The 21,996-nt window shown below is 61.8% G+C and carries 19 protein-coding genes; 16 read left to right on the forward strand and 3 right to left on the reverse strand.

Annotation, left to right across the window (positions count from 1 at the left end; all coding sequences use genetic code 11):
- Positions 1–132: 132 nt before the first annotated feature.
- Both AC5SSZ_RS05735 and AC5SSZ_RS05740 read left to right on the forward strand, forming a co-directional pair.
- Positions 133–1,950, forward strand: coding sequence for an ABCB family ABC transporter ATP-binding protein/permease (locus AC5SSZ_RS05735; protein ID WP_369002032.1), 1,818 nt, complete (start codon positions 133–135; stop codon positions 1,948–1,950).
- A 63-nt stretch (positions 1,951–2,013) separates the two neighbouring features.
- Entirely contained in the window at positions 2,014–3,096 is a 1,083-nt protein-coding gene (locus AC5SSZ_RS05740) for an endonuclease/exonuclease/phosphatase family protein (protein WP_495437542.1), read from the forward strand.
- A 98-nt stretch (positions 3,097–3,194) separates the two neighbouring features.
- Here the strand turns inward: AC5SSZ_RS05740 and AC5SSZ_RS05745 are convergent, their stop codons facing one another.
- Together AC5SSZ_RS05745 and AC5SSZ_RS05750 are read right to left on the reverse strand one after the other, a co-directional pair.
- Positions 3,195–7,001: an efflux RND transporter permease subunit gene (locus AC5SSZ_RS05745; RefSeq protein ID WP_495437544.1), complete on the reverse strand. Its 3,807-nt coding sequence runs from the start codon at positions 6,999–7,001 to the stop codon at positions 3,195–3,197.
- Complete coding sequence (locus tag AC5SSZ_RS05750) at positions 6,998–8,248, reverse strand: efflux RND transporter periplasmic adaptor subunit (RefSeq protein WP_065270478.1); 1,251 nt, start codon at positions 8,246–8,248, stop codon at positions 6,998–7,000. The genes AC5SSZ_RS05745 and AC5SSZ_RS05750 overlap by 4 nt, the downstream gene beginning before the upstream one ends.
- A gap of 274 nt (positions 8,249–8,522) precedes the next feature.
- Between AC5SSZ_RS05750 and AC5SSZ_RS05755 the strand changes: the two genes are divergently transcribed.
- The 5 genes from AC5SSZ_RS05755 (at position 8,523) to AC5SSZ_RS05775 (ending at position 14,061) form a co-directional block, all read left to right on the forward strand.
- Complete coding sequence (locus tag AC5SSZ_RS05755; RefSeq protein ID WP_495437547.1) at positions 8,523–9,194, forward strand: hypothetical protein; 672 nt, start codon at positions 8,523–8,525, stop codon at positions 9,192–9,194.
- A gap of 53 nt (positions 9,195–9,247) precedes the next feature.
- A complete protein-coding gene (locus AC5SSZ_RS05760; RefSeq protein WP_495437549.1) occupies positions 9,248–10,570 on the forward strand; it encodes a PQQ-like beta-propeller repeat protein in 1,323 nt (440 codons plus the stop codon).
- Positions 10,571–10,644: 74 nt separating this feature from the next.
- Complete coding sequence (gene der, locus AC5SSZ_RS05765; protein ID WP_347510077.1) at positions 10,645–12,111, forward strand: ribosome biogenesis GTPase Der; 1,467 nt, start codon at positions 10,645–10,647, stop codon at positions 12,109–12,111.
- A gap of 244 nt (positions 12,112–12,355) precedes the next feature.
- The gene (locus AC5SSZ_RS05770) at positions 12,356–13,309 is read left to right on the forward strand and encodes a fatty acid desaturase (protein ID WP_495437551.1); all 954 of its coding nucleotides are present in this window, start codon (positions 12,356–12,358) and stop codon (positions 13,307–13,309) included.
- An 89-nt stretch (positions 13,310–13,398) separates the two neighbouring features.
- On the forward strand, positions 13,399–14,061 hold the full coding sequence (locus AC5SSZ_RS05775) for a helix-hairpin-helix domain-containing protein (protein ID WP_495437553.1): 663 nt from the start codon (positions 13,399–13,401) through the stop codon (positions 14,059–14,061).
- Between the two features lie 95 nt (positions 14,062–14,156).
- On the opposite strand, the gene serS is transcribed toward AC5SSZ_RS05775, so the two are convergent.
- Positions 14,157–15,449, reverse strand: a complete 1,293-nt coding sequence (serS, locus tag AC5SSZ_RS05780) for a serine--tRNA ligase (protein ID WP_065270473.1) — start codon at positions 15,447–15,449, stop codon at positions 14,157–14,159.
- Between the two features lie 195 nt (positions 15,450–15,644).
- Here serS and yajC point away from each other — a divergent pair, with 195 nt between their 5' ends.
- The 9 genes from yajC to AC5SSZ_RS05825 all read left to right on the forward strand — a co-directional run bounded on the left by yajC (position 15,645) and on the right by AC5SSZ_RS05825 (position 21,927).
- Positions 15,645–15,959 carry a preprotein translocase subunit YajC gene (gene yajC, locus AC5SSZ_RS05785; protein ID WP_116560284.1) on the forward strand — a complete coding sequence of 105 codons (315 nt, stop codon included), beginning with the start codon at positions 15,645–15,647 and terminating at the stop codon, positions 15,957–15,959.
- Positions 15,960–15,993: 34 nt separating this feature from the next.
- Entirely contained in the window at positions 15,994–17,655 is a 1,662-nt protein-coding gene (gene secD / locus AC5SSZ_RS05790; RefSeq protein ID WP_274829125.1) for a protein translocase subunit SecD, read from the forward strand.
- A 1-nt stretch (position 17,656) separates the two neighbouring features.
- On the forward strand, positions 17,657–18,625 hold the full coding sequence (gene secF / locus AC5SSZ_RS05795) for a protein translocase subunit SecF (RefSeq protein ID WP_065270470.1): 969 nt from the start codon (positions 17,657–17,659) through the stop codon (positions 18,623–18,625).
- Positions 18,626–18,740: 115 nt separating this feature from the next.
- The gene (locus AC5SSZ_RS05800) at positions 18,741–19,094 is read left to right on the forward strand and encodes an Mth938-like domain-containing protein (RefSeq protein WP_274833480.1); all 354 of its coding nucleotides are present in this window, start codon (positions 18,741–18,743) and stop codon (positions 19,092–19,094) included.
- A gap of 58 nt (positions 19,095–19,152) precedes the next feature.
- Positions 19,153–19,770 (forward strand): heme ABC exporter ATP-binding protein CcmA, encoded by a 618-nt coding sequence (gene ccmA / locus AC5SSZ_RS05805; RefSeq protein WP_495437557.1) that lies wholly within the window; start codon positions 19,153–19,155, stop codon positions 19,768–19,770.
- Positions 19,767–20,423: a heme exporter protein CcmB gene (ccmB, locus tag AC5SSZ_RS05810; RefSeq protein ID WP_495437559.1), complete on the forward strand. Its 657-nt coding sequence runs from the start codon at positions 19,767–19,769 to the stop codon at positions 20,421–20,423. The genes ccmA and ccmB overlap by 4 nt, the downstream gene beginning before the upstream one ends.
- An 82-nt stretch (positions 20,424–20,505) precedes the next feature.
- On the forward strand, positions 20,506–21,237 hold the full coding sequence (locus tag AC5SSZ_RS05815) for a heme ABC transporter permease (RefSeq protein ID WP_065270466.1): 732 nt from the start codon (positions 20,506–20,508) through the stop codon (positions 21,235–21,237).
- A complete protein-coding gene (gene ccmD / locus AC5SSZ_RS05820) occupies positions 21,234–21,395 on the forward strand; it encodes a heme exporter protein CcmD (protein ID WP_065270465.1) in 162 nt (53 codons plus the stop codon). The genes AC5SSZ_RS05815 and ccmD overlap by 4 nt, the downstream gene beginning before the upstream one ends.
- Positions 21,388–21,927, forward strand: coding sequence for a DsbE family thiol:disulfide interchange protein (locus tag AC5SSZ_RS05825; RefSeq protein WP_065270464.1), 540 nt, complete (start codon positions 21,388–21,390; stop codon positions 21,925–21,927). Before ccmD ends, AC5SSZ_RS05825 begins: the two co-directional genes overlap by 8 nt.
- Positions 21,928–21,996 lie beyond the last annotated feature (69 nt).

Genomic DNA, 21,996 nt, shown 5'->3' on the forward strand with positions numbered 1-21,996 from the left:
ACCAGAAACGCGCCGTGTCCCCAGCCACAGGGGGCGCGGCGTATCCTTTCCCAGCTTTGTGCTTGGGATATGTAGTAGGCGATACGCATCAGACATCGCCAGCCCGCCGGAAGGCCCAGCCGCAGGAACGCCATGAGACGATCCCCCACCACCATCGATTCCATCTCGGCCGAGGAACGCCGCTCAAGCCTGCGCACCCTGCGCAAGGTGGTTCCTTACCTGTGGCCCGCAGACCAGAAGAGCGTGAAATACCGGGTCGTGCTGGCCATGGTGGTGTTGATCCTGGCCAAGCTAATCGCCGTTTATACGCCGGTTCTGTACAAAGGCGCGGTGGATGCGTTGGCGGGTGAAGGCGTTCCGCCGCTGGCGCTCGGCGCGGTGGGGCTGACCGTCGCCTATGGTGTGGCGCGGGTGCTGACGAACGGATTCCAACAGCTGCGGGATGCGGTGTTTGCGCCTGTCACCCAGCGGGCGCTACGCGGTCTGGCGCTGGAGACATTTCAGCACATTCACCGACTGTCGATGCGCTATCATATCACCCGCAAGACCGGCGGATTGTCCCGGATCATCGAACGCGGGGTCAAGGGCGTCGAATTCCTGCTTCGGTTCCTCTTGTTCTCGATCGGTCCGCTGGTGCTGGAACTGGTGCTGGTGGCCGTCATCCTGACGGTGCTGTTCGACGCGCGCTATCTGCTTGCGGTCGGTGTCACCATTGCGCTTTATGTCTGGTTCACGCTGGCGATCACCGAATGGCGGGTGAAACTGCGCCGCGAGATGAACAAGCAGGACACTGACGCCAACCAAAAGGCGATCGACAGCCTGCTGAATTTCGAAACGGTCAAATATTTTGGGGCTGAAGAGCGCGAGGCGGCCCGCTATGATGGCGCCATGCGTGCCTATGCGCAGGCGGCGCTGAAGACCGCCTATTCGCTGGCCTTCCTGAACTTTGGCCAGAGCGTGATCATCACCGGCGGTTTGATAACGGTAATGGTGATGGCGGCCATCGGCGTGCAGGACGGCAGCCTTAGCGTTGGTGATTTCGTGATGGTCAACGCCTATATGGTCCAGATCACAGTGCCCCTGAACTTCCTCGGCTCGGTCTATCGGGAAATCCGGCAGAGCCTTGTTGATATGGGTGAAATGTTCGACCTGCTGGAACAGCCGCCAGATGTGACGGACCGTCCGAATGCGGCTGAGCTGAAGGTTAGCAAGGGGCATATCCGGTTGGAGGACCTGCATTTCGGTTATGACCCGGAGCGCGAGATCCTGAAGGGTATCACCATGGAGGCCAAGCCAGGTGAGACGGTGGCCATCGTCGGCTCCACCGGGTCCGGCAAATCCACCATCGGGCGGCTGTTGTTCCGGTTTTATGATGTTACCGGCGGGGCGCTGACCATCGACGGGCAGGATGTGCGCAGCGTCAGCCAGAAAAGCCTGCATGCCGCCATCGGCGTGGTGCCGCAGGACACGGTGCTGTTCAACGACACCATCCGCTACAACATCGCCTATGGCCGCGATGGCGCCACCCAGCAAGAGATCGAAGACGCCGCGCGCGCGGCGCAGATCCATGATTTCATCGCCGGTCTTCCGCAGGGCTATGACACTCAGGTGGGCGAACGCGGGCTCAAGCTGTCGGGCGGTGAAAAACAGCGCGTCGGCATTGCCCGTACCCTACTGAAGGACCCGCCGATCCTGCTGCTGGACGAGGCAACTTCGGCGCTGGATACCGATACCGAGCGCGAGATCAAGGAAGCGCTGGCGCGGGCCGGACAGGGGCGCACGGTGATCACTATCGCGCACCGCCTCTCCACCGTCGCCGAGGCGGACCAGATCGTGGTGCTGGAGCAGGGGGAGATTGCGGAAGCAGGCTCTCACGAAGATCTTCTTGCGCGCGGTGGTCGTTATGCCCATCTGTGGCAGCGCCAGCAGGCGGATCAGGACGTCGCCTGATCCTGTCGGCAGGTGTGACCTGCACAGGTCGCGCGGCTGGGTGAGTGGGATAGTGAGTGTAAGATGAACGTGATACTGGACTGGGCTCTTTTTCTGTTCATCTGCGCAGTGCCGCTTTTGACCCTGTTGCCGCTCTTGCGGCACGAAGGCTGGTGGGTGCGGGGCTTTGAATTCCCGGCCTTGCAGATCACTACGGTCACCGTTGCTGCCTTGCTGGCCTATGTCTGGGTCTACGGCTGGCAGGGGCAGGGCGATAAAGCGCTGATCGTTCTGTTGTTGCTTTGCTCGGCGCTGCAGTGCGTGCGGATCATCCGCTATACGCGGCTTTTTCCCTATCAGATCCAGTCGGCGCGGCAGATGCGCCCTGACGATCAGTTGAACCTTCTGGTGGCCAACGTCCTGATGACCAACCGCAACGCGCAGCCGCTGCTGGGTCTGATCCGCGAGACACAGCCGGATCTGGTCCTGACAGTGGAGACGGACGCGTGGTGGGAAGAACAACTGGAGCAGATCGAGGCGGTTTATCCCTACCGGGTCAAGCAGCCGCTCGATAACCTTTACGGGATGCATCTTTATTCCCGGCTCGAGTTGATCGACCCGCAGGTCCACTTTTTGGTGGAGGAGGGCGTGCCCTCGATGCATGGCTCCGTGGTTCTTGCCTCGGGACAGCGGGTTGCCTTGCATTGCCTCCACCCGGCGCCACCCAGCCCGACGGAGAACCCGACCTCTGCCGAGCGGGATGGAGAGCTGTTGCTGGTGGCCAAGACCATTGACGCCAGCGCGGGACCGGTTGTTGTCATGGGGGATCTCAACGATGTGGCCTGGTCGGCATCGACCCGGCTGTTCCAAAAGTTGAGTGGTCTTTTGGATCCGCGCATTGGACGGGGGATCTTCAGCACCTTTCACGCAGGCTACCCGCTGCTGCGCTGGCCGCTGGATCACGTCTTCTGCTCGGGCGATTTCACGCTGGTTTCGATGAAACGGCACCGCAATATCGGCTCGGATCACTTTCCCATTCAGGTGGTTCTGCAGCACACGCCGCGGGCGCGTCAGCTGCACCCGGAACCCGCGCCCGGCCCAGGCGATGAAGAGCTGGCGCAGAAGAAGATTGAAAACGTATCCGCGGATGAAACCGCCTTGCTGTAAGCCGTGCGGGCGCCAGAGGCGCAATGCTGCGCAGCGAAAAGAAAGGCCCCGCATCTGCGAGGCCTTTTTTCATCTGGTTGTCTGCGCAGACGCGACGTTTACTCTGCCGCGCGCAGGGCGGGGCCTGTGCCCGGTCCTGTGTCGGGCTCGCTGTCGTCTGCCGGGCTCCTGTCGATCTCTTCCCACAGCAGCTCGGTCGTGGGCAGTTTGCGCGCTTTCTTGGCCAGACGCATATCCTGCGCGATCCGGCTGGACCGGCCACCGGTGATGCGTGCCAGCAGGCGGCCCATCCACGACAGGTAGGTCGACAGCCACACCCGGATCGACAGCAGCGAGGGCGTCACCACCAGCGTCAGCACGGTTGCGATGCCAAGGCCAAAGACCACGGCGGTCGCCAGCTGCTTCCACCACAGCGCGGTGGGGCTGTTGATGGAGTAGCCACCGTCGATGAAGTCGAGGCTGATACCGAACATCATCGGAGCCAGACCGGCCATTGTGGTGACGGTGGTCAGCAGCACGGGACGGATGCGTGCCTCGGCGGTGCGGATGATCGCCTCGATCCGGGGCATGTGCTGGCTGAACTCCTGATAGGTGTCGATCAGAACAATGTTGTTGTTCACCACGATCCCCGCCAGCGCCACGATACCCGTGCCCGTCATGATGATCGAGAACGGCTGCTGCATCACCATCATGCCGATCAGCACCCCGGTGGTGGAGAGCACCACCGCCAGCAGCACCAGCGCCGAATTGTAGAAGCTGTTGAACTGGGCCAGAAGGATCACGAACATCAGCCCTAGCGCCCCGGCAAAGGCCTTGGACAGGAAGGCGCCGCTTTCCTCTTGCTCCTCCTGATCGCCGGTCCATTCCCATGTGATGGATTTGGGGAACGGATCGGTGGCCAGCCATGTCGTGATGGCGGCCAGCCGTTCATTGGCGTTGACCGGCAGGATCCGGGCGTTCTCTGCGACGGCAGTGCCGAGCTCTTCAGCCGTATCGGCCTGATCCAGGGCGAAGATCGTATAGCGGTTGCCATTGGCAGCGGTGATTTGCCCCTCGGCCACCGTCACTGTGTCGGGGACCGCTTTTAGCAGGCCCAGGACCCTGTCCTCGCCAGTCTCGGGATCGGCTGTGACGACTTTGCTGAGACCCGGCTCCACATCCGCCTTCACATCATAATACCGCTGCTGCTGCACGCGGCTGATCTGGGCCAGTTTCGGAACCGGCTGGCGGGTGATGAAGTTGCTGAGCGGAACCAGGCCATCGGTGGTGCGGACCTTGAGGTTGTCCAGCGTCGACAGCACCCGGTCTTCATCGGGCAGCCGCACGCGGATCTCGATTTCCTCATCCGAGCTGTCCACCCGCATGGTGTCGAGCAGGATACCACGTGTCACCAGCTGCACCATGGCGCCCACCGTTGCCACATCGGCGCCATAGCGGCCCGCCTTTTCCACATCCACGTCGATCTGCCAGTCGATACCGGGCAGGGGCAGGGTGTCCTCAACCAGCGTCAGCCCCGGCATTTCGTCGAAATAGGCGCGCGCGGTTTCGGTGGCGGATGTCAGATCCTCCCAGCCGTCGCCCTTGATCCGCAGATGGATGGGTTTGCCCGACCCGGGGCCTTGCTCGAGTGCCTTCAGTTCGGCCACAAAGCCCGGCAGTTTTTCCAGCTCGGCGTTCAGTTCGTCGATCACTGTATGCCCGTCATAGGCCGAAGCAGTCACCTCGCGGGTCAGCAGATCGAAGAACCATGTTTCCGTCTGCGTCGGGCGATCTTCCCAGGGGATGATTTCGAACTGGACCTGACCAACGGTATCCTGCGGCGATTGCCCGCCGCCGGGGCCACCGGTATCAAGACCACCTTCACCTGCAAAGGAGAAGACGTTGATCACCGCCGGATGCGCTTTGATGACCTCTTCGGCCTGGCGCACCATTTCGTCCTTTTCATGCAGCGAGATATTGCCACGTGCCCTCACAAATGCCGTGGCTTGCTCCGGTTCGGATTCCACGAAGAACTCGACGCCATAGTTGTTCTCGCTGAACATCTGGAACACCGTCATTATGCTGAAGGCAACCGCTGCAATCGTGACCAGAGGCATGATTGGATTGCCCGCGATGAACTTGATGAAATAGCCAAACGGCGTATGGCGGTAGCCTGCAGAGACCACCTTTGGTTTGCGCTCGATCCGGGCTGCACCCAGCGCGGTGGAGGCGGCAAAGGCCGACAGCACAAAGACCAGCGCGCCAAAGAGCGGCGGGATGGCACCGGGCATGGTGGCAGCAGCGGCGTCGGGCAGCAGGTAGCCCGGGTTCAGCATCTGCATCAGACCGGCGAACATGCCCCAGATCGGCGGCGGCACCAGCAGCGCCCGTGCCCACCATGGCAGCACCGCGCGCAGGCCTTGCGAGGTGCCTTCGAACACCCGGCTAATACGACCGGAGACGCCGCCCATGACCGGCAGGTAGACCAGCGCCACCACCAGCGATGCGGAGAGCACGAAGATCAGTGTCACCGGCAGCATGCCCATGAACTCACCCGGCACACCGGGCCAGAACAGCATTGGCAAGAAGGCGCAAAGCGTCGTCGCGGTCGAGGAGACAACCGGCCAGAACATGCGCTGCGCAGCCTCCACATAGGCGTGCATCGGGCCGGTGCCTTCGCTGATGCGTTTGTCGGCGTATTCCACCACCACGATGGCGCCATCGACCAGCATGCCGACGGCAAGGATCAGACCGAACATCACGATGTTGGAGACAGAGATCCCCATCAGCGCCAGCAGGGCAAAGCACAGAAGGAAAGAAGTCGGAATGGCAAAGCCCACCAACAGCGCCGCCCGGCTGCCAAGCGAGGACAGAACCACGATCATCACCAGCGCAATCGCGGTCAGTACCGAGCCTTCCAGCTGGCTGACCATGGAGCCGACCACGCGGCTCTGATCGTTGGAGGTACCAAGCGAGATCGCCGCGCGCAGTTCTGCGGGCCACTTCTGCTCGGATTTGGCGATGGTTTCTTTGACCAGATCCACTGTGTCGATCAGGTTGAACCCTTTGCGTTTGACCACTTGCAGGGCAACGGTGTCTTCGCCGTCGAACCGTGCGGTGCCTTCGCGATCTTCGAAGGTATAGTTGATCTGCGCCAGTTCCCCCAGCTTGACCACCCGGTCGCCGTTGGTCTTGATCGGCAGGGCGTAGATGTCGCGCACATCGTCAAAGGACGACGGGATCTTGATCGAGAAGGTGCCTTGCGCGGTTTCAACCTCACCCGCCGCGATCAACTGGTTGTTGTTTTGCACCACGTTGATCAGTTCAAGCGCGGTCACGTTGTAGGACTCCAGCCGCAGCGGGTCGATCACCACCTCGACCATCTCATCGCGGTTGCCCGCGATGGGGGCCTCCAGCACCGCATCCAGCGATTCCAGATCGTCCTGCAGATCCTTGGCGATGCGCGCCATGGTCCGTTCCGGCACATCGCCGGTCAGGTTGACGATGACGATGGGGAATTCGGAAAAGTTGATTTCCTTGATGACGTATTGCTCAGCCGCCGACGGGAAATCCGCCTGCGCTGTGTTCATCGCATCGCGCACATCGGCGATTGTGGCGCTCTTGTCCCAGCCAAAGTCGAACTCCAGCAGGACACCGGCGTAATTCTCCGCCGCGGTGGAGGTCATTTCCTTCAGGCCGTCCAGATCGACAAGCTCCGATTCCATCGGCTTGACCAGCAGGCTTTCGCTGTCTTCGGCGGAAATGCCGGGAAATTGCACCGAGACGTGCAGCATCGGGATGTCGATGTCCGGCTCGCCTTCTTTTGGAAGGCTGACATAGGCAAACCCGCCCACCAGGAGCGAGATCACGATGAAGGCCAGAACCATACGGGCCCGGTCTGCGGCCCAGGAGACTATGCCGGTCATTGCATCGCCTCCTGATAGGTGGGCGCAACGGGCACCCCTTCGGTGACGAAGTCCTGACCGACGACGATCACGTCAGCCTTTTCCGGCAGGCCGCTGACCCAGACGCCCTCGGCCGTGTCGCGCAGAAGGGATACCAGAACGAAACCGGCAGTTTGATCCTCGCGCACGATCCGCACGCCGAGCCGCCCATCGTTGTTGAGGGTCAGCGCCGATTGCGGCAGCAGATGCGCCTTGGTGCCCTCTGCGGAGATCACGATATCGGCGGTCTGCCCGTCGCGGATCTTCAGGTCGGGATTGTCGACGGTGATTTCGACCTCAAAGGTGCGTGTGGTCGGATCAGCCGAGCGGCTGACGAATGTGACCTCGCCCTGAACCCGCGCGCCATTGGCCAGTTCGGCCCCGGCCAGCGCGCCAAGATGCACCCGGTTGACTTCGGTTTCCGGCACAAAGCCCACCACCTTGATGGTGTCCAGCTGGATGACGGTCGCACAAAGGCTGCCCGGCTGCATCAGGCTACCGATTTCTGCGGTGTCGCTTTCCAGAAGGCCGTCAAAAGGCGCGGTAATACGCAACCGGTCGATTTCCTTGCTGGTGGAGGCGACCAGCGCCAGCGCGGATTCGATGCCCGCACGCGAGGTTTCCAGACCACCCTGCGCCGCCGCGATACCGGCAACGGCCGTGCGTTCGGCCGCCCGCGCCGCCGCCAGCCGTGTTTCCGAGGCGTAGCCTTCCTGCGACAGTTTTTCCGCAGCCGTCAGGTTTATGGTCGCTTCCTTGAGCCGGGCGTTGGCTTCTTCCAGCTTGGCTTCGGCTTCGGGGGTACGGGCTCGCGCTTCGAGCAGACGGGCCTGCGCTTCCTGGTGCGCGGCCAGACGGGTGCCGGGATCGAGCTCGCACAACAGATCGCCCGCCTTGACCTGCGTGCCCTTGCGCAGCGGCTCTGACAGCACGGTGGATGTTGTTTCGGCCTTGACCTCGACCTGACGTGCGGCCTGTGTCTGGCCGCGCAGGATCACAGCGCTGTCGAGCGGCCGCGCTTCGCTGCGTTTGACGACGACGCCGACGCGTTTTTCTGCAGTGACCGTGACACTGGCCGCGCCTTCGGCAGAGGGTTCGCTCTCAACGGTCTCTGTTGCTTCGGCTGCAGTCTCGCCACGGGCGAAGGCAAACAGATCCTCCCGCTGCAGGACCAGGAAATACAGTCCGGCGGTGACGGCAATCGCGGTCAGAAGGGGTATCAAACGCATTTCGGGCCTTTCTCAAATAACACTGAGCAAGCCGCAGCCATTGGCTCGGCTTTCCAAGAGGGTTCCGCCAGACACCCGGGAAAAAGTCATAGTAAGCATGTAGGCATTGTCCATACTAAACAAAGCAGTTCACTTCATATTTTTACCCATTGTTTCAGGCTTGCGCACGGATTGCCGGATATTGCGGCTCTTGGCTTGTACCCGAAGGCGCGTTAAGAGAGGCGTCACGTGAGACAATTTTCCGGCACAGACCGGGCATATCGGGGACATTTTCATGAGCGACACCGACAGCTTTATCGAAGAGGTGACCGAAGAGGTGCGCCGGGACCGCCTGTTCCTGATGCTGAAACGCTATGGCTGGATCGGTGGTCTGGCCGTGGTGGTCATCGTGGGCGGTGCCGCCTATCGCGAATATAACAAGGCGCAGGAACTCGCCGCAGCGCAGGCGCTTGGCGATGGCATGATTGCCGCGCTGGCAGCTGATGAACCCGCAGACCGCGCCGAGGCACTGGCGCAGGTGGCCGCTGGCTCTGAAACCGGCGCTGCCGTGGCCAAGATGATGCGCGCAGGCGCCCTGGCCGAAGCCGAGGATACCGAGACCGCCGTTGCGGTCCTCAGTGAAGTCGCCACCGATGGCGAACTGCCGCTGGTTTACCGTCACATCGCCAGCTTCAAGGCGCTGGCCCTGCAGGCAGAGACGCTGAGCCTTGAAGAACGCCGCCTGCAATATGAGGCCCTGGCACAGCCCGGTGCACCTTTGTCGCTGCTGGCGTCCGAGCAACTTGCACTGCTGGACATCGAAGCCGGTGAGACCGAGGCCGCAATCGCGCGTCTGCAGGCGATTACGGCGGATGCGACTGTCAGCCGGGACTTGCAAGACCGCGCAACTCAATTGATTGTAGCACTTGGTGGAAAACCGGACGCGGCAGACGCGCCGGAAGGTTAAAAGGCGCCGCGCGGAATGTGCGCGGAGAGGGAAACGAATTGCGGGGCAGGGCAATGACGGCAGCTAAATCCATTTCTCGCGCGCGGGCGCTTTTTTGCGGTAGCGCGATGGCTCTGGTTCTGGCCGCCTGCGCCGAACCCGAGGTGATCCTGCAAGGGCAGCGCGAAGACATCCGTCCCGATGCCAATATCGAGGTGGTCAACCAGTCGCGGCCAATTTCCCTGCCCAGCCAGACCGTCAACGCTTCCTGGGCGCAGACGCACGGTCTTCCGGCGCAGCGCACCGCGCATCCGGCGCTGTCGACGGCGCCGCAATTGCAGTGGGCCGTTTCCATTGGCGAGGGCGACAGCCGCCGCCAGCGCATCACGGCCCGCCCCGTTGTGGCTGATGGGCGTATCTACACGCTGGACAGCGCGGCCCGCGTCAGCGCGGTCTCTCCCTCCGGTCAGCTTCTATGGCAAAGCGATCTGATTCCCGCCCGCGAAGGCGAAGGCCAGGCCACCGGCGGCGGCATGGCCTATGACAAGGGTGTTCTTTACATCTCCTCCGGTTTTGGCGTTCTGACCGCGCTGGAGGCCAGCACCGGCAAACAGATCTGGCGTCAAAAACTGGAAGCCACCGGATCTGGCGAACCGATGGTGCGTGACGGGCTGGTCTATCTGGTGGCCGGGGATGATACTGGCTGGGCCGTCAACACCTCTGATGGCCGCATCGCGTGGCAGGTCGAAGGCGTTCCGAGCCCATCGAACGTGCTGGGCGCCCCGTCGCCAGTGATTGCCGGGGATTACGTCATCTTCGCCTTTGGTTCCGGCGATCTGGTCGCAAGTTTCCGCCGTGGCGGTGTGCGCCGCTGGAACGCCTCGGTGGCGGGGCAGCGCGTCGGTACCACGCTGGCACGGATCAGCGATGTCACCGGTGCGCCAGTGGTGGTCGGCAACCGCGCCTACGTCGGCAACCATTCCGGCCGCACCGTGGCCATCGACACCAACAATGGTGATCGCATCTGGACCGCACAGGAAGGCGCCATCGGGCCGGTCTGGCCTGCGGGTGGCAGCCTGTTCCAGATCAGCGATCGTAACCAGCTCCTGCGTCTGGATGCCTCCAGCGGCGAGGTGATCTGGGCTGTGGACCTGCCGGGCTATCTGAAGGACAAGCCCTCCAAACGCGGCGCAGTGGTGGCCCATTATGGTCCGGTTCTGGCAGGTGGTCAGGTGATCATCACCTCCAACGATGGTCAGATTCGCATGTTCGATCCCCGTGACGGCAGCCTGACGCGCAGCATCGAGGCCCCCGGAGGCGCGACGACCGCGCCGGTTGTTGCGGGTAAGACCCTTTATGTGGTTTCCTCGAAAGGGGAGCTTCTCGCCTTCCGTTAAAGCGTCGATCGGCTCTGGCCGTAAGACAGCAGATGCGCTATGGGGCGCGTCTGAATCGCAAAAAGTTGGGTCCGATGTCTTTTACCCTCGCTATCGTGGGCCGTCCGAATGTGGGCAAGTCCACCCTGTTCAACCGCCTTGTCGGCAAGAAACTGGCCTTGGTCGATGACCAGCCGGGGGTCACCCGTGACCTGCGCGAAGGTGAGGCCCGCCTTGGCGATCTGCGGTTTACCGTCATCGACACCGCCGGCCTTGAGGATGCCACCGACAACTCGCTCGAAGGGCGCATGCGCCGCCTGACCGAACGGGCGGTGGATATGGCGGATGTCTGCCTGTTCATGATTGATGCGCGCACGGGTGTGACCCCGGTGGACGAGATGTTTGCCGATATCCTGCGCAAGAAATCTGCGCATGTCATTCTGGCGGCAAACAAGTCCGAAGGCTCCGCAGCCGATGCCGGGGTTTTGGAAGCCTATGGTCTGGGCCTCGGTGAGCCGATCCGCCTGTCCGGCGAACATGGTGAGGGTCTGAATGATCTCTATTCGCAACTGTTGCCGATTTCGGAACGTTTTGAAAAAACCGCGCAGGACAATGCTCCGCTGACGGACGTGTCTGTGGACGAGGATCTGGACGACGAGGATGCCGAATACGAGGTCCCTCAGCCAACGATGGACAAGCCGCTGCAGGTGGCTGTCGTCGGCCGTCCCAACGCGGGCAAATCGACCCTGATCAACAAGATCCTTGGTGAGGATCGCCTGCTGACCGGCCCCGAGGCGGGGATTACCCGCGATGCGATCTCGCTAAAGATCGACTGGGCAGGCACGCCGATGCGGGTCTTTGACACCGCCGGTATGCGCAAAAAAGCCAAGGTTCAGGAAAAGCTGGAAAAACTGTCCGTATCGGACGGTCTGCGCGCGGTAAAATTCGCCGAGGTCGTGGTGGTGCTTCTCGATGCGGACATTCCCTTTGAACAGCAGGACTTGCGGATCGCCGATCTGGCCGAGCGGGAAGGACGTGCGGTTGTCGTCGCGGTCAACAAATGGGACATTGAGGACAACAAGCAGGAAAAGCTGAAAAACCTGAAAGAGGCCTTTGCTCGGTTGCTGCCGCAGCTGCGCGGTGCGCCGCTCGTCACGGTATCGGCCAAGACCGGCAAGGGGCTGGACCGGCTGCACGCTGCCATTATGCGCGCTTATGACGTCTGGAACCGCCGGGTGCCCACCGCAGCGCTGAACCGCTGGCTGACTGGCATGCTGGAGCAGCACCCGCCGCCTGCGCCGCAGGGTAAGCGGATCAAGCTGCGCTATATGACCCAAGCCAAGACGCGCCCGCCGGGGTTCGTGGTGATGTGTTCCCATCCGGACAAGATCCCGGCCAGCTATACCCGTTATCTGGTGAATGGTCTGCGCGAGGATTTCGACATGCCCGGCACGCCGATCCGGCTTTATATGCGCGGGCAGGCGGACAAGAACCCCTACAAGGGCCGCAAGAAAGCCGCACCGTCAAAGCTGCGCAAACACCTGGAAGGGCGCAGGGACTGATTCCAGGCGCTGCCCCCCAAGGGCTTGCGCGCCCTAGGCCAAAGACCAAAATTTTTGCTGGACCGGTTCGCATCTGCGGGCCGGTCCTTTTCACACGTTGAAATCCGTTGCCAAGCCATTAACATTAAATGGCATTGGCAGGGCGTTAGCCGATTTTCTGATCTTCCCAGCCAATGGAGTTTTTAAACGTCAAGCGCCTGGAGATTTTACACCGGCGTCACAGAGCGTATTTAAGGGAAGTCTCATGGACCTGAGAACTTACACGCGTGAATATACTAAGAAAGATAACCGCCTGGCGGCAATGAGTTATTTCGGCACCTTCGCGGTCTACTTTCTATCCCTCTACTTGGCCATCGCCTATGTCGAGCGGTGGTATATCCTGATTCCTGCAGGGGTGATCTTTGCCTTTGCGGCGGTGCGGCTTTATGTGCTGCAGCATGATACCGGGCACCATTCGCTGTTCGAAACCCGCAGGCAGAATGAAATCGCGGGCCACGTCCTGTCGCCTTTTACCTTTGCGCCGTTCGAGGTGATGAAGCAGAACCACAACCTGCACCATGCCAATATCGGCAATCTGGAACACCGGGAAACCGGCGAGATACACACGATGACCCTGCGCGAATGGAAAGAGGCGGGGTTCTGGGAGCGGCTGACCTATCGGCTTTACCGCAACCCCTTGGTGCTGGTGCCGGTGGGATCGGCCTTTACCTATTTCATTCGCTACCGCTGGCCCAAGAACACCACCAAGTTCGGCATTCTGGGGGTGCTGCTGCATAATATGGTGATCATTGCGCTGATTTCCCTGCTTTATTACGTGGCAGGCCCGACGGGTCTGTGGGTGTGGCTGGCGTTTTCCTTCCTTGGCGGCATGATCGGGGTATTTCTGGTCTATCTGCAGCATAACTTTGAAGACACCTACTGGGATCGTCGCCCGGATCTGAACCCGCAGGAGGCAGCGTTGCAGGGGTCCTCCTGCCTGGATTTCGGCTGGTTCTTCGATTTTGCCGTCGCCAATATCACACTTCACGACATCCATCACTTCAACGCCCGGATCCCCAGCTATCGCCTGCGCAAGTGCCATTATAATCTGCCGCCTGAATTTCCGCTGCGGCGGATCTCATTTGGTGAAGCTTTGCGCGCTTTGTCTCTGAAACTATGGGATGAAGAGCAAAAACGCCTGGTGCCCTTTCCGGCCTGAAACGCGCATTGCATACTAAGGGCACGCTAGGTACGGCAGCCTATTCCGGCAGCCCGTGTAGCTGCCGGGAAAAGAAAAGGAAGATTGAAATGACGGCTCTCAAGGATCTCAAAGGGGTTGGTCCCGCGCTGGAAAAGGCGTTGAAGGATCAGGGGATCACGTCGGTCGAGGCGCTGGCAGCGATCAGCGAAAAAGATCTGAGCAAGGTACCCGGCATTGGGGCCGCGCGCGCCGCGCGCCTGAAGCAGGCCGCCGTTGCACCGCAGGCTGTGGCTGCGGCCGCACAGCAGCGTCCAGCCGCGCCGGTGCGCACCGGTCGCCCTGCCGCAAGGCCGGCGAAGGTGACCCGTGAGGTCCCGCCTGAGGATGCAACCCAGCTGAACGCCGCGCTCGCCGCCGCCGAGGCGGCCCGGCTCGCGGCCGAGGAAAAAGCTGCCAAGGCCAAGATCAAGGCGCGCAAGGCCGCCAAGAAGGCCGAGGCGCTGGCGCTGGAAATGGCCGAAGCGCGCGTGAAGGCCAAGGAAAAAGCCAAACGCGTGAAGGCCAAGGCGCGTAAGGCGATCGAGCGGGAAAAGGCCAAGGCTGAAGCCATCCTGGCCCGCAAGAAGAGCGGCGGAAAACTGGATGCAAGCGATAAGGCCACCAAGGAGAAACCCGGCAAGGAAAAGCCGGGCAAGGCAAAAGCAGAAAAGGCCAAACCAGCCAAGGACAAAACGGCAAAGGCGAAGAAATCCAAGAAGACAAAGGGTTGAAGCCAACCCCTGCGACGCGCTCGTAGCACGACAAAGAAAAACCGGCCCGCATTCTCGGGGCCGGTTTTCTTGTTTTCAGGTCTGAGGAGTTGGGCTCAGGCCAGTGCGCCCTCTGCCGTCAGGGTCAGCTTGCCGCCCAGATAGGGCGCCAGCGCCTCAGGCAGTTTGACCGATCCATCCGCCTGCTGGCCATTTTCCAGAACCGCGATCAGGCAGCGGCCCACGGCCAGCCCGGATCCGTTCAGGGTGTGCACGAACTCGGGCTTGCCACCGCCTTCGGGGCGGAAACGCGCGTTCATGCGGCGGGCCTGGAAATCGCCGGTGGTCGAGACCGAAGAAATCTCGCGATAGGCATTCTGGCCGGGCAGCCAGGCTTCGATGTCATAGGTGCGGCGCGCGCCAAAGCCCATGTCGCCGGTGCACAGAATCACGGTGCGATAGGGCACGCCCAGCTTCTCCAGCAACCCTTCGGCGCAGCGCAGCATGCGTTTCTGCTCGGCGTCGGACTCGTCAGGGTGGGTGACCGAAACCATTTCGACCTTTTCGAATTGGTGCTGGCGCAGCATGCCCGAGGTGTCGCGGCCCGCGGAGCCCGCTTCGGAGCGGAAGCACAGGGTATGGGAGGTCATGCGGATCGGCAGCGCGCTGGCATCGAGCACATCCTCTGCGACGGAATAGGTCAGCGGCACCTCGGAGGTCGGCACCAGCCACCAGCCATTGGTGGTCTGATAGCTGTCCTCGCCGAATTTCGGCAGCTTGTCGGTGCCATACATTGCTTCGTCGCGCACCAGAACAGGGGAGTTCACCTCGGTCAGGCCATTCTCATCGACGTGGGTGTCGATCATGAACTGTGCCAGCGCCCGGTGAATGCGTGCCACTGCGCCTTTCAGGAAGACGAAGCGCGAGCCAGAGACCTTGGCGGCGGTCTCAAAGTCCATGGCTGTTGCGACGCCGGTGATCTCAAAATGTTCCTTGGCGGTGAAATCGAATTCCGCGGGCGTGCCCCAGCGGTTGACCTCGACGTTGTCGTCCTCATCAGCCCCATCCGGCACATCCTCGGCGGGGTTGTTGGGCAGGCGGGCCAGCATGTCGGTCAGCTTGGCGTCGAGCTCCTTGGCTTCGGTCTGCAGCGCGGCAACCTCGGCCTTCTTGCCTGCAACTTCGCTGCGCAGGCGTTCGAACTCTTCCTCGTCGCCCTTGGCCTTGGCCGCGCCGATGGCCTTGGCGGCCTTGTTCTGGGCGGCCTGTGCTTCTTCGGCGGCCTGGATCTTGGCCCGGCGCGCCTCGTCCAGGGCCAGCACCTCAGAGGACACAGCCGCATCCCCACGCCGCGCCAGAGCGGCGTCAAAAGCGGCAGGATTTTCGCGGATCGCGCGGATGTCGTGCATGGGGTGGCTCCTGTATAAGAGACGACGTTGAATCAGTGCCAAACCTATGCCCGAGCCGCAGCCAAAGAGGAAGAGGGCACAACGGGGTTTGTATAAGGGTGTTGCAAGGCGGAATCTGCACATCGTCGCACCGCCTTTGCCTTGCAACTGTCCAGACCAGCGCATAGGTTCGCCTGCAAAATAAGGCAGCCCCGCATGGGCTCTCCAGACAGAAGGAATATCCCCTTGGACGCAAATACGATTGGCCAGTTTCTCCCGCTCATTCTGATCTTTGCGATCATGTACTTCCTGCTGATCCGCCCGCAGCAGAAGAAGATGAAGGAACACCAGAAAATGGTCGAGAACCTGCGCCGCGGCGATCAGGTGGTGACCCAGGGTGGTCTGATCGGCAAGGTTGCCAAGATCAAGGAAGAGAACGAGGTCGAAGTCGAAGTCGCCGAGGGCGTCAAGGTCCGCGTTGTGCGCTCGACCATCGCTCAGGTGCTGTCCAAGACCGAGCCGGCAGCGTAAGCTTCTGATCTTAAATATCTGAAAAGGCAGGGCAATGCTGCAAATCGATCTCTGGAAGAGGGTGCTGATCTGGCTGGTCTGTGTGGCCGGCCTTTTGCTAGCCCTGCCAAATGCGTTCTACACCCGTGTCGAACAGGCCAATGATGCCGTCGCCGCGATCGAGATGAAGGGGGAGACTCCGGAGCGGCTCGAACAGGCAGGCCAATGGCCCGAATGGATGCCTTCGGGGCTGGTCAACCTGGGCCTTGATCTGCGCGGCGGTGCGCATCTGCTGGCCGAGGTCAAGGTCGCCGATGTCTATGCTGCGCGCATGGATGCGCTCTGGCCCGAGGTGCGCGATGCACTGCGCCCCGAGCGGGCCACCATCGGCACCTTCCGGCTGCAACCGGCACCGGACGGGCAGATTCGCGTCAAGATCTCCCAGCCCGAGGGCATGGCCCGGGCGCTGGAAGTGGTGCGTGGGCTGGCAAGTCCGGTCACCAGCCTCACCGGCGGCGGGGCAACGGATATTGTCGTTTCTGCCGAGGGTGATGTGATCATCATCGAACTGAGCGAGGCCGAGCGCCTTGCCTCGGATGACCGCACGGTGCGCCAGTCGCTGGAAATCGTGCGCCGCCGGATCGATGAGGTCGGCACCCGTGAGCCCACCATTCAGCGTCAGGGCGCCGACCGGATCCTGATCCAGGTGCCGGGTATCGGCAGTGCCTCTGAGCTGAAAGAGATCATCGGCACCACCGCGCAGCTGACGTTCAACCCGGTTGTGGGACGCGGCAATGACGCCGACGCCCGCGCCGGTGTCGGCAACAAGGTGATCCCGTCGCTGGATGAAGAGGGCGTGTTCTATACCGTCGAAGCCGCGCCGGTGGTGACCGGCGAGGAGCTGGTAGATGCGCAGCCGTCCTTTGACCAGAACGGCCGCCCGGCGGTGACCTTCCGCTTCAATACATCGGGTGCGCGCAAGTTCGGAGACTACACGGCGGAAAACATCGGCTCGCCCTTTGCGATCGTATTGGATGACGAGGTTGTCTCGGCGCCGGTCATTCAGGCGCATATTCCCGGTGGCTCCGGTATCATCACCGGTAACTTCACCATCGAGGAAAGCACCAACCTGGCCATTCTGCTGCGGGCAGGTGCCCTACCGGCCGGGTTGGAGTTCCTCGAAGAACGCACCATCGGCCCGGAACTGGGGCAGGACAGTATCGACGCGGGCAAGATCGCGACCATTGTTGCCTTTGTCGCGGTGCTGGTCTTCATGACGCTGTCCTATGGTCTCTTCGGGATCTTCGCCAATCTGGCGCTGATGCTGAACGTGGCGCTGATCTTTGGCGCACTCAGCCTGATTGGCGGTACGCTGACGTTGCCTGGTATTGCCGGGATTGTGCTGACCGTCGGTATGGCGGTGGATGCCAACGTGCTGGTGTTCGAACGGATCCGCGAAGAGTTGAAAGCGGGCCGGGGTCCGGCGCGCGCCATCGACGAAGGCTACTCCAAGGCGCTGAGCGCTATTCTTGACGCCAATGTCACCACCTTCATCACCGCCGTGATCCTGTTCGCCATGGGATCTGGACCGGTACGCGGATTTGCGATCACGCTGGGCCTTGGCATCATGACCTCTGTGTTCACGGCGATCTTCGTGACCCGGGTGATGATCGTGATGTGGTTTGAACGGCGTCGTCCGAAAACGATTGAGGTATAAGATGCGGCTGAAACTTGTTCCCGAAGGAACCTCTTTCGATTTCTTCAAACGCTGGAAGATCTGGCTGGGCGTCTCGGCGCTGATGATGGTGGTGGGCTTTGCCTCCTTCATGCTTCAGGGATTGAACTTTGGCATCGACTTCCGCGGCGGTACCACGATCCGCACCGAAAGCACCGAAGCCATCGACGTTGGGGTCTACCGCGATGCTATGTCGCCGCTGGAGCTGGGCGATATTTCGATCACCGAAGTGTTCGACCCCACCTTTGACGAAGACCAGCACGTTGCGATGATCCGCATCCAATCCCAGGCGGATGGCGAGGCGATTTCGGGCGATGTGATCGAGGCGCTGAACACCGCGTTGGATGCGGTGGCGCCGGGTATCAAGTTCGTTTCGGTCGAATCCGTGGGTCCCAAGGTGTCCGGAGAGCTGGTGCAGACAGCCGTCATCGCCGTGGTTCTGGCGATTGGTGCGGTGCTGGTCTACATCTGGCTGCGGTTCGAATGGCAGTTCGCGCTGGGGGCCGTTGCGGCGCTGGTGCACGACGTGGTGCTGACCATCGGCATCTTCTCGGAATTGCAGATCAAGTTCGACTTGGCGATCATCGCGGCGCTGCTGACCATCGTCGGCTATTCGCTTAACGATACCGTGGTTGTCTTCGACCGGGTTCGGGAGAATCTGCGCCGCTACAAGAAGAAGTCGCTGGCCGAGGTGCTGAACCTGTCGATCAACGAAACGCTGAGCCGCACCATGATGACCTCGGTCACCACGCTGATCGCTCTGATCTCGCTTTATGTGCTGGGCGGCGATGTGATCCGCGGCTTTGTCTTTGCGATGATCTGGGGCGTCATTGTCGGCACCTATTCGTCGGTCTTCGTGGCCTCGACCATCCTGCTCTGGCTGGGCGTCAAACGCGACTGGTCGAAACCATCGACACCGACCGGCAATCAGTTCGCCAATATCGACGCCTGATCCGGGCGCAGCAAATGACTACCAAAGGCCGCAGGCATCGCTTGCGGCCTTTTGCTTTTGCCCCATCCTGCCCCGTGGTAGGAGAGTGGCAAATCAGTTTCCCGGGAGATGCCTCATGCGCCTGAATGAAGTGACCTATTCCGATGCCGTGCCGGTGGATGGCTATGGCGAGGGGTTCTTTCGCATCGGCGGAGAGGTGCATCACGGCGCCGTTCTGACCGGCACCCGTGGCACGGTGGCCTGGGGGGGCTATGATGATCGGGAGGCGCTTCTGGCGCTGGCGGACGAGGTTGACGTTCTGTTCATCGGCACCGGCGCCGAAGTTGCGCATATCCCGGCAGATCTGCGGCGCGCGCTGGAAGGCGCCGGGATCGGGGTGGAGACGATGAATTCCCCCGCCGCCTGCCGCACCTATAACGTTCTGCTGTCCGAAGGGCGCCGCATCGCCCTGGCCGTATTGCCGGTGTGAACCGGACCGGGCGGAATACGGCTTTTGCGCCGGGCCGCAATGGGATAGTCAGTTATTCATGACATTGAATGTAACCGATCTCAGCATTGCCCGTGGCGGGTTGCCGGTTCTGGAAGGGCTGAGTTTTCAGCTTATGCCCGGCCGTGCCCTGATCCTGCGGGGGCCGAATGGGATCGGCAAGACAACGCTGTTGCGCACCATCGCCGGGCTGCAACCGCCGCTGTCTGGGCAGATCGACGGCGCCGAGGATCAGATCGCCTATGCGGCCCATTCAGACGGGTTGAAACCGGCGCTGACGGTCACGGAGAACCTGACATTCTGGGCGCGGGTCTTTGGCTCTGCCTCCATCACGCCTGCGCTTGAGGCCTTTGACCTCACCGCCTTGCAGGACCGGCCCGCCGGGGCGCTGTCTGCCGGGCAGAAACGCCGTCTGGGCCTGTCGCAGATGCTGGTGACAGGGCGCCCGATCTGGGTGATGGACGAGCCGACCGTCAGCCTTGATACCCGCTCGGTCACCATGTTCGCGGATGCGGTGCGGGCGCATCTGGGGCAGGGCGGTTCGGCATTGATCGCCACCCATATCGACCTGGGCCTTGACGAGGCCGAGGTGCTGGATGCGGGCGCCTTCAAGGCACGCCTGCCTGCGCTTGATGATTTTGACGAGGGCTTTTTATGATCGCTCTTCTGATGCGGGATCTGCGCCTTGCGGTGCGCGCGGGCGGTGGCTTTGGCCTTGGGCTGGCCTTCTTCCTGATCGTCACGGTGATGGTGCCCTTTTCCGTGGGGCCGAATTCCGAGCTATTGACCCGGATCGCGCCAGGCGTGTTGTGGCTGGGGGCGCTGCTCTCGTGCCTGTTGTCGCTGGACCGGCTGCTGGCGCTTGATTGGGAGGATGGCTCGCTGGATCTTCTGGCCACCGCGCCGCTGCCGCTGGAATCTGTTGTCACCATCAAGGCGCTGGCGCATTGGATCACCACGGGCCTGCCGCTGGTGCTGGCGGCGCCGGTGCTGGGCGTGCTGCTGAACCTGCCGGTGCCGGGGTTTTTATGGCTGGTGATTTCGCTGTTTCTGGGCACGCCAGCCCTGTCGGTGATCGGCACCTTTGGCGCCGCGCTGACCGTGGGGCTGAAACGCGGTGGGCTTCTGTTGTCGCTTTTGGTGATGCCACTATATGTGCCGACGCTGATCTTTGGCGCCGAAGTGGCCCGCCGCGGTGCAGAAGGCATGGCCGTGCAGACGCCGCTGTTGATGCTGGCGGGGATTTCCGCAGCGGTGATCGCGCTTCTGCCCTTTGCCAGCGCCGCGGTCTTGCGTATCAATCTGCGCTGACCGGGATGCTGCGAAAGAGCTGCGACGAAAGAGCAGGGAACAGAGACTTGAAACTTTGGGAGCGGGGAACAAGATAGCCACCATGTCGATTTGGGAATACGCCAATCCGAAGAAATTCCTGACCACCACCGAGCGGGTGATGCCCGCGCTGTGGATGATCTCGGGCCTGCTGATGGCCGTGGGGCTGATCTGGGGTTTCTTCTTCACACCGGACGATTATCGTCAGGGCTCCACCGTCAAGATTATCTTCCTGCACGTGCCCTCGGCGCTGATGGCGATCAACGCCTGGTTCATGATGCTTGTCGCCTCGCTGATCTGGCTGGTGCGCCGCCACCACGTCAGCGCCCTTGCGGCCCGTGCCGCCGCGCCGGTAGGCATCGTGATGACGCTGATCGCGCTGGTTACCGGGGCGATCTGGGGGCAGCCGATGTGGGGCACCTGGTGGGCTTGGGATCCACGGCTAACTTCTTTCCTTGTCCTGTTCCTGTTCTACCTTGGCTATATCGCCTTGTGGGAGGCGATTGAGGATCCGGACACGGCTGCGGATCTCACCTCGATCCTGTGTCTTGTCGGCTCGGTCTTCGCGGTGCTCAGCCGCTATGCGGTGAACTTCTGGAACCAGGGTCTGCATCAGGGCGCCTCGCTCAGCCTTGATAAGAAAGAAAACGTCGCGGACGCTTTCTCCAACCCGCTTTATGTCTGCATGCTGGGCTTCGGGGTTTTCTTTCTCGCAATGGTGTTCTACCGCACCGGAACTGAAATTCGCGCCCGCCGTATCCGGGCGCTGATGGCACGGGAAAAACTGGACACATGATGCCTGATCTGGGGAAATATTCGGAGACTGTCTTGTCGTCCTACGCGGCGTCGATTCTGCTGCTGGTTCTTCTGGTGGCCGTCACCCTGTGGCGTGGCCGCCGCGTGCGCGCCGAGATGGAGCGGCTGGAGCAGAACCGGGTGAAGCGCAATGGCTAAGATCTCTCCTTTGATGGCGGTGCCCGTGGTGGTGTTCGCCGGTTTTGTCGGTCTGGCGCTGGTAGGCATGTTCCGTGAGGACCCCGAAAGCCTGCCATCTGCCCGCGAAGGCCAGACAGCACCGCCGGTGGTGCTGGATGAATTTACCGGCAAGCCGTCGTTCGACGATGCGACCCTGCGCGATGGTACGGTCAAGCTGGTGAACTACTGGGCCAGCTGGTGCGCGCCCTGCCGCGCCGAACACCCGACGCTGGAGGCGCTCTCGGCCGAAGGCGTGCCGATCTACGGCGTTAACTATAAGGACCAGCAGGACAACGCCGAGGCCTTCCTCAACGAGCTGGGCGATCCCTATACCGCCATTGGCCGGGACGAAAAGGGTCGCATGGCGATCGACTGGGGCCTGTATGGCGTGCCCGAGACATATGTGATCGATGGGGAGGGTAAGATCGTGCTGCGCTTTGCCGGGCCACTGACCAGCTCAGTCGTTGAAAAGACGTTGCGCCCCGCGATGGAAAAGGCGGCTGGTCAGTAGATTTTCGGATCTGTCCGCAATGCCGGATATCGCCGATGCGCGCCGGGGCGAACCCCATGTTTCTGATTG

It is taken from the genome of Phaeobacter sp. CC-HEC084 (genome assembly GCF_059429255.1).

Excerpts from the sequence above, each read along its gene's own strand:
- ccmA (WP_495437557.1), top strand. The coding sequence starts at position 19,153 with ATGACATTGAATGTAACCGATCTCAGCATTGCCCGTGGCGGGTTGCCG.
- ccmB (WP_495437559.1), top strand. The coding sequence starts at position 19,767 with ATGATCGCTCTTCTGATGCGGGATCTGCGCCTTGCGGTGCGCGCGGGC.
- AC5SSZ_RS05745 (WP_495437544.1), bottom strand. The coding sequence starts at position 7,001 with ATGACCGGCATAGTCTCCTGGGCCGCAGACCGGGCCCGTATGGTTCTG.
- secD (WP_274829125.1), top strand. The coding sequence starts at position 15,994 with ATGCTGCAAATCGATCTCTGGAAGAGGGTGCTGATCTGGCTGGTCTGT.
- AC5SSZ_RS05775 (WP_495437553.1), top strand. The coding sequence starts at position 13,399 with ATGACGGCTCTCAAGGATCTCAAAGGGGTTGGTCCCGCGCTGGAAAAG.
- AC5SSZ_RS05755 (WP_495437547.1), top strand. The coding sequence starts at position 8,523 with ATGAGCGACACCGACAGCTTTATCGAAGAGGTGACCGAAGAGGTGCGC.
- AC5SSZ_RS05825 (WP_065270464.1), top strand. The coding sequence starts at position 21,388 with ATGGCTAAGATCTCTCCTTTGATGGCGGTGCCCGTGGTGGTGTTCGCC.
- AC5SSZ_RS05770 (WP_495437551.1), top strand. The coding sequence starts at position 12,356 with ATGGACCTGAGAACTTACACGCGTGAATATACTAAGAAAGATAACCGC.
- der (WP_347510077.1), top strand. The coding sequence starts at position 10,645 with ATGTCTTTTACCCTCGCTATCGTGGGCCGTCCGAATGTGGGCAAGTCC.
- AC5SSZ_RS05815 (WP_065270466.1), top strand. The coding sequence starts at position 20,506 with ATGTCGATTTGGGAATACGCCAATCCGAAGAAATTCCTGACCACCACC.
- secF (WP_065270470.1), top strand. The coding sequence starts at position 17,657 with ATGCGGCTGAAACTTGTTCCCGAAGGAACCTCTTTCGATTTCTTCAAA.
- serS (WP_065270473.1), bottom strand. The coding sequence starts at position 15,449 with ATGCACGACATCCGCGCGATCCGCGAAAATCCTGCCGCTTTTGACGCC.
- AC5SSZ_RS05740 (WP_495437542.1), top strand. The coding sequence starts at position 2,014 with ATGAACGTGATACTGGACTGGGCTCTTTTTCTGTTCATCTGCGCAGTG.
- yajC (WP_116560284.1), top strand. The coding sequence starts at position 15,645 with ATGGGCTCTCCAGACAGAAGGAATATCCCCTTGGACGCAAATACGATT.
- AC5SSZ_RS05750 (WP_065270478.1), bottom strand. The coding sequence starts at position 8,248 with ATGCGTTTGATACCCCTTCTGACCGCGATTGCCGTCACCGCCGGACTG.
- ccmD (WP_065270465.1), top strand. The coding sequence starts at position 21,234 with ATGATGCCTGATCTGGGGAAATATTCGGAGACTGTCTTGTCGTCCTAC.
- AC5SSZ_RS05760 (WP_495437549.1), top strand. The coding sequence starts at position 9,248 with ATGACGGCAGCTAAATCCATTTCTCGCGCGCGGGCGCTTTTTTGCGGT.
- AC5SSZ_RS05735 (WP_369002032.1), top strand. The coding sequence starts at position 133 with ATGAGACGATCCCCCACCACCATCGATTCCATCTCGGCCGAGGAACGC.
- AC5SSZ_RS05800 (WP_274833480.1), top strand. The coding sequence starts at position 18,741 with ATGCGCCTGAATGAAGTGACCTATTCCGATGCCGTGCCGGTGGATGGC.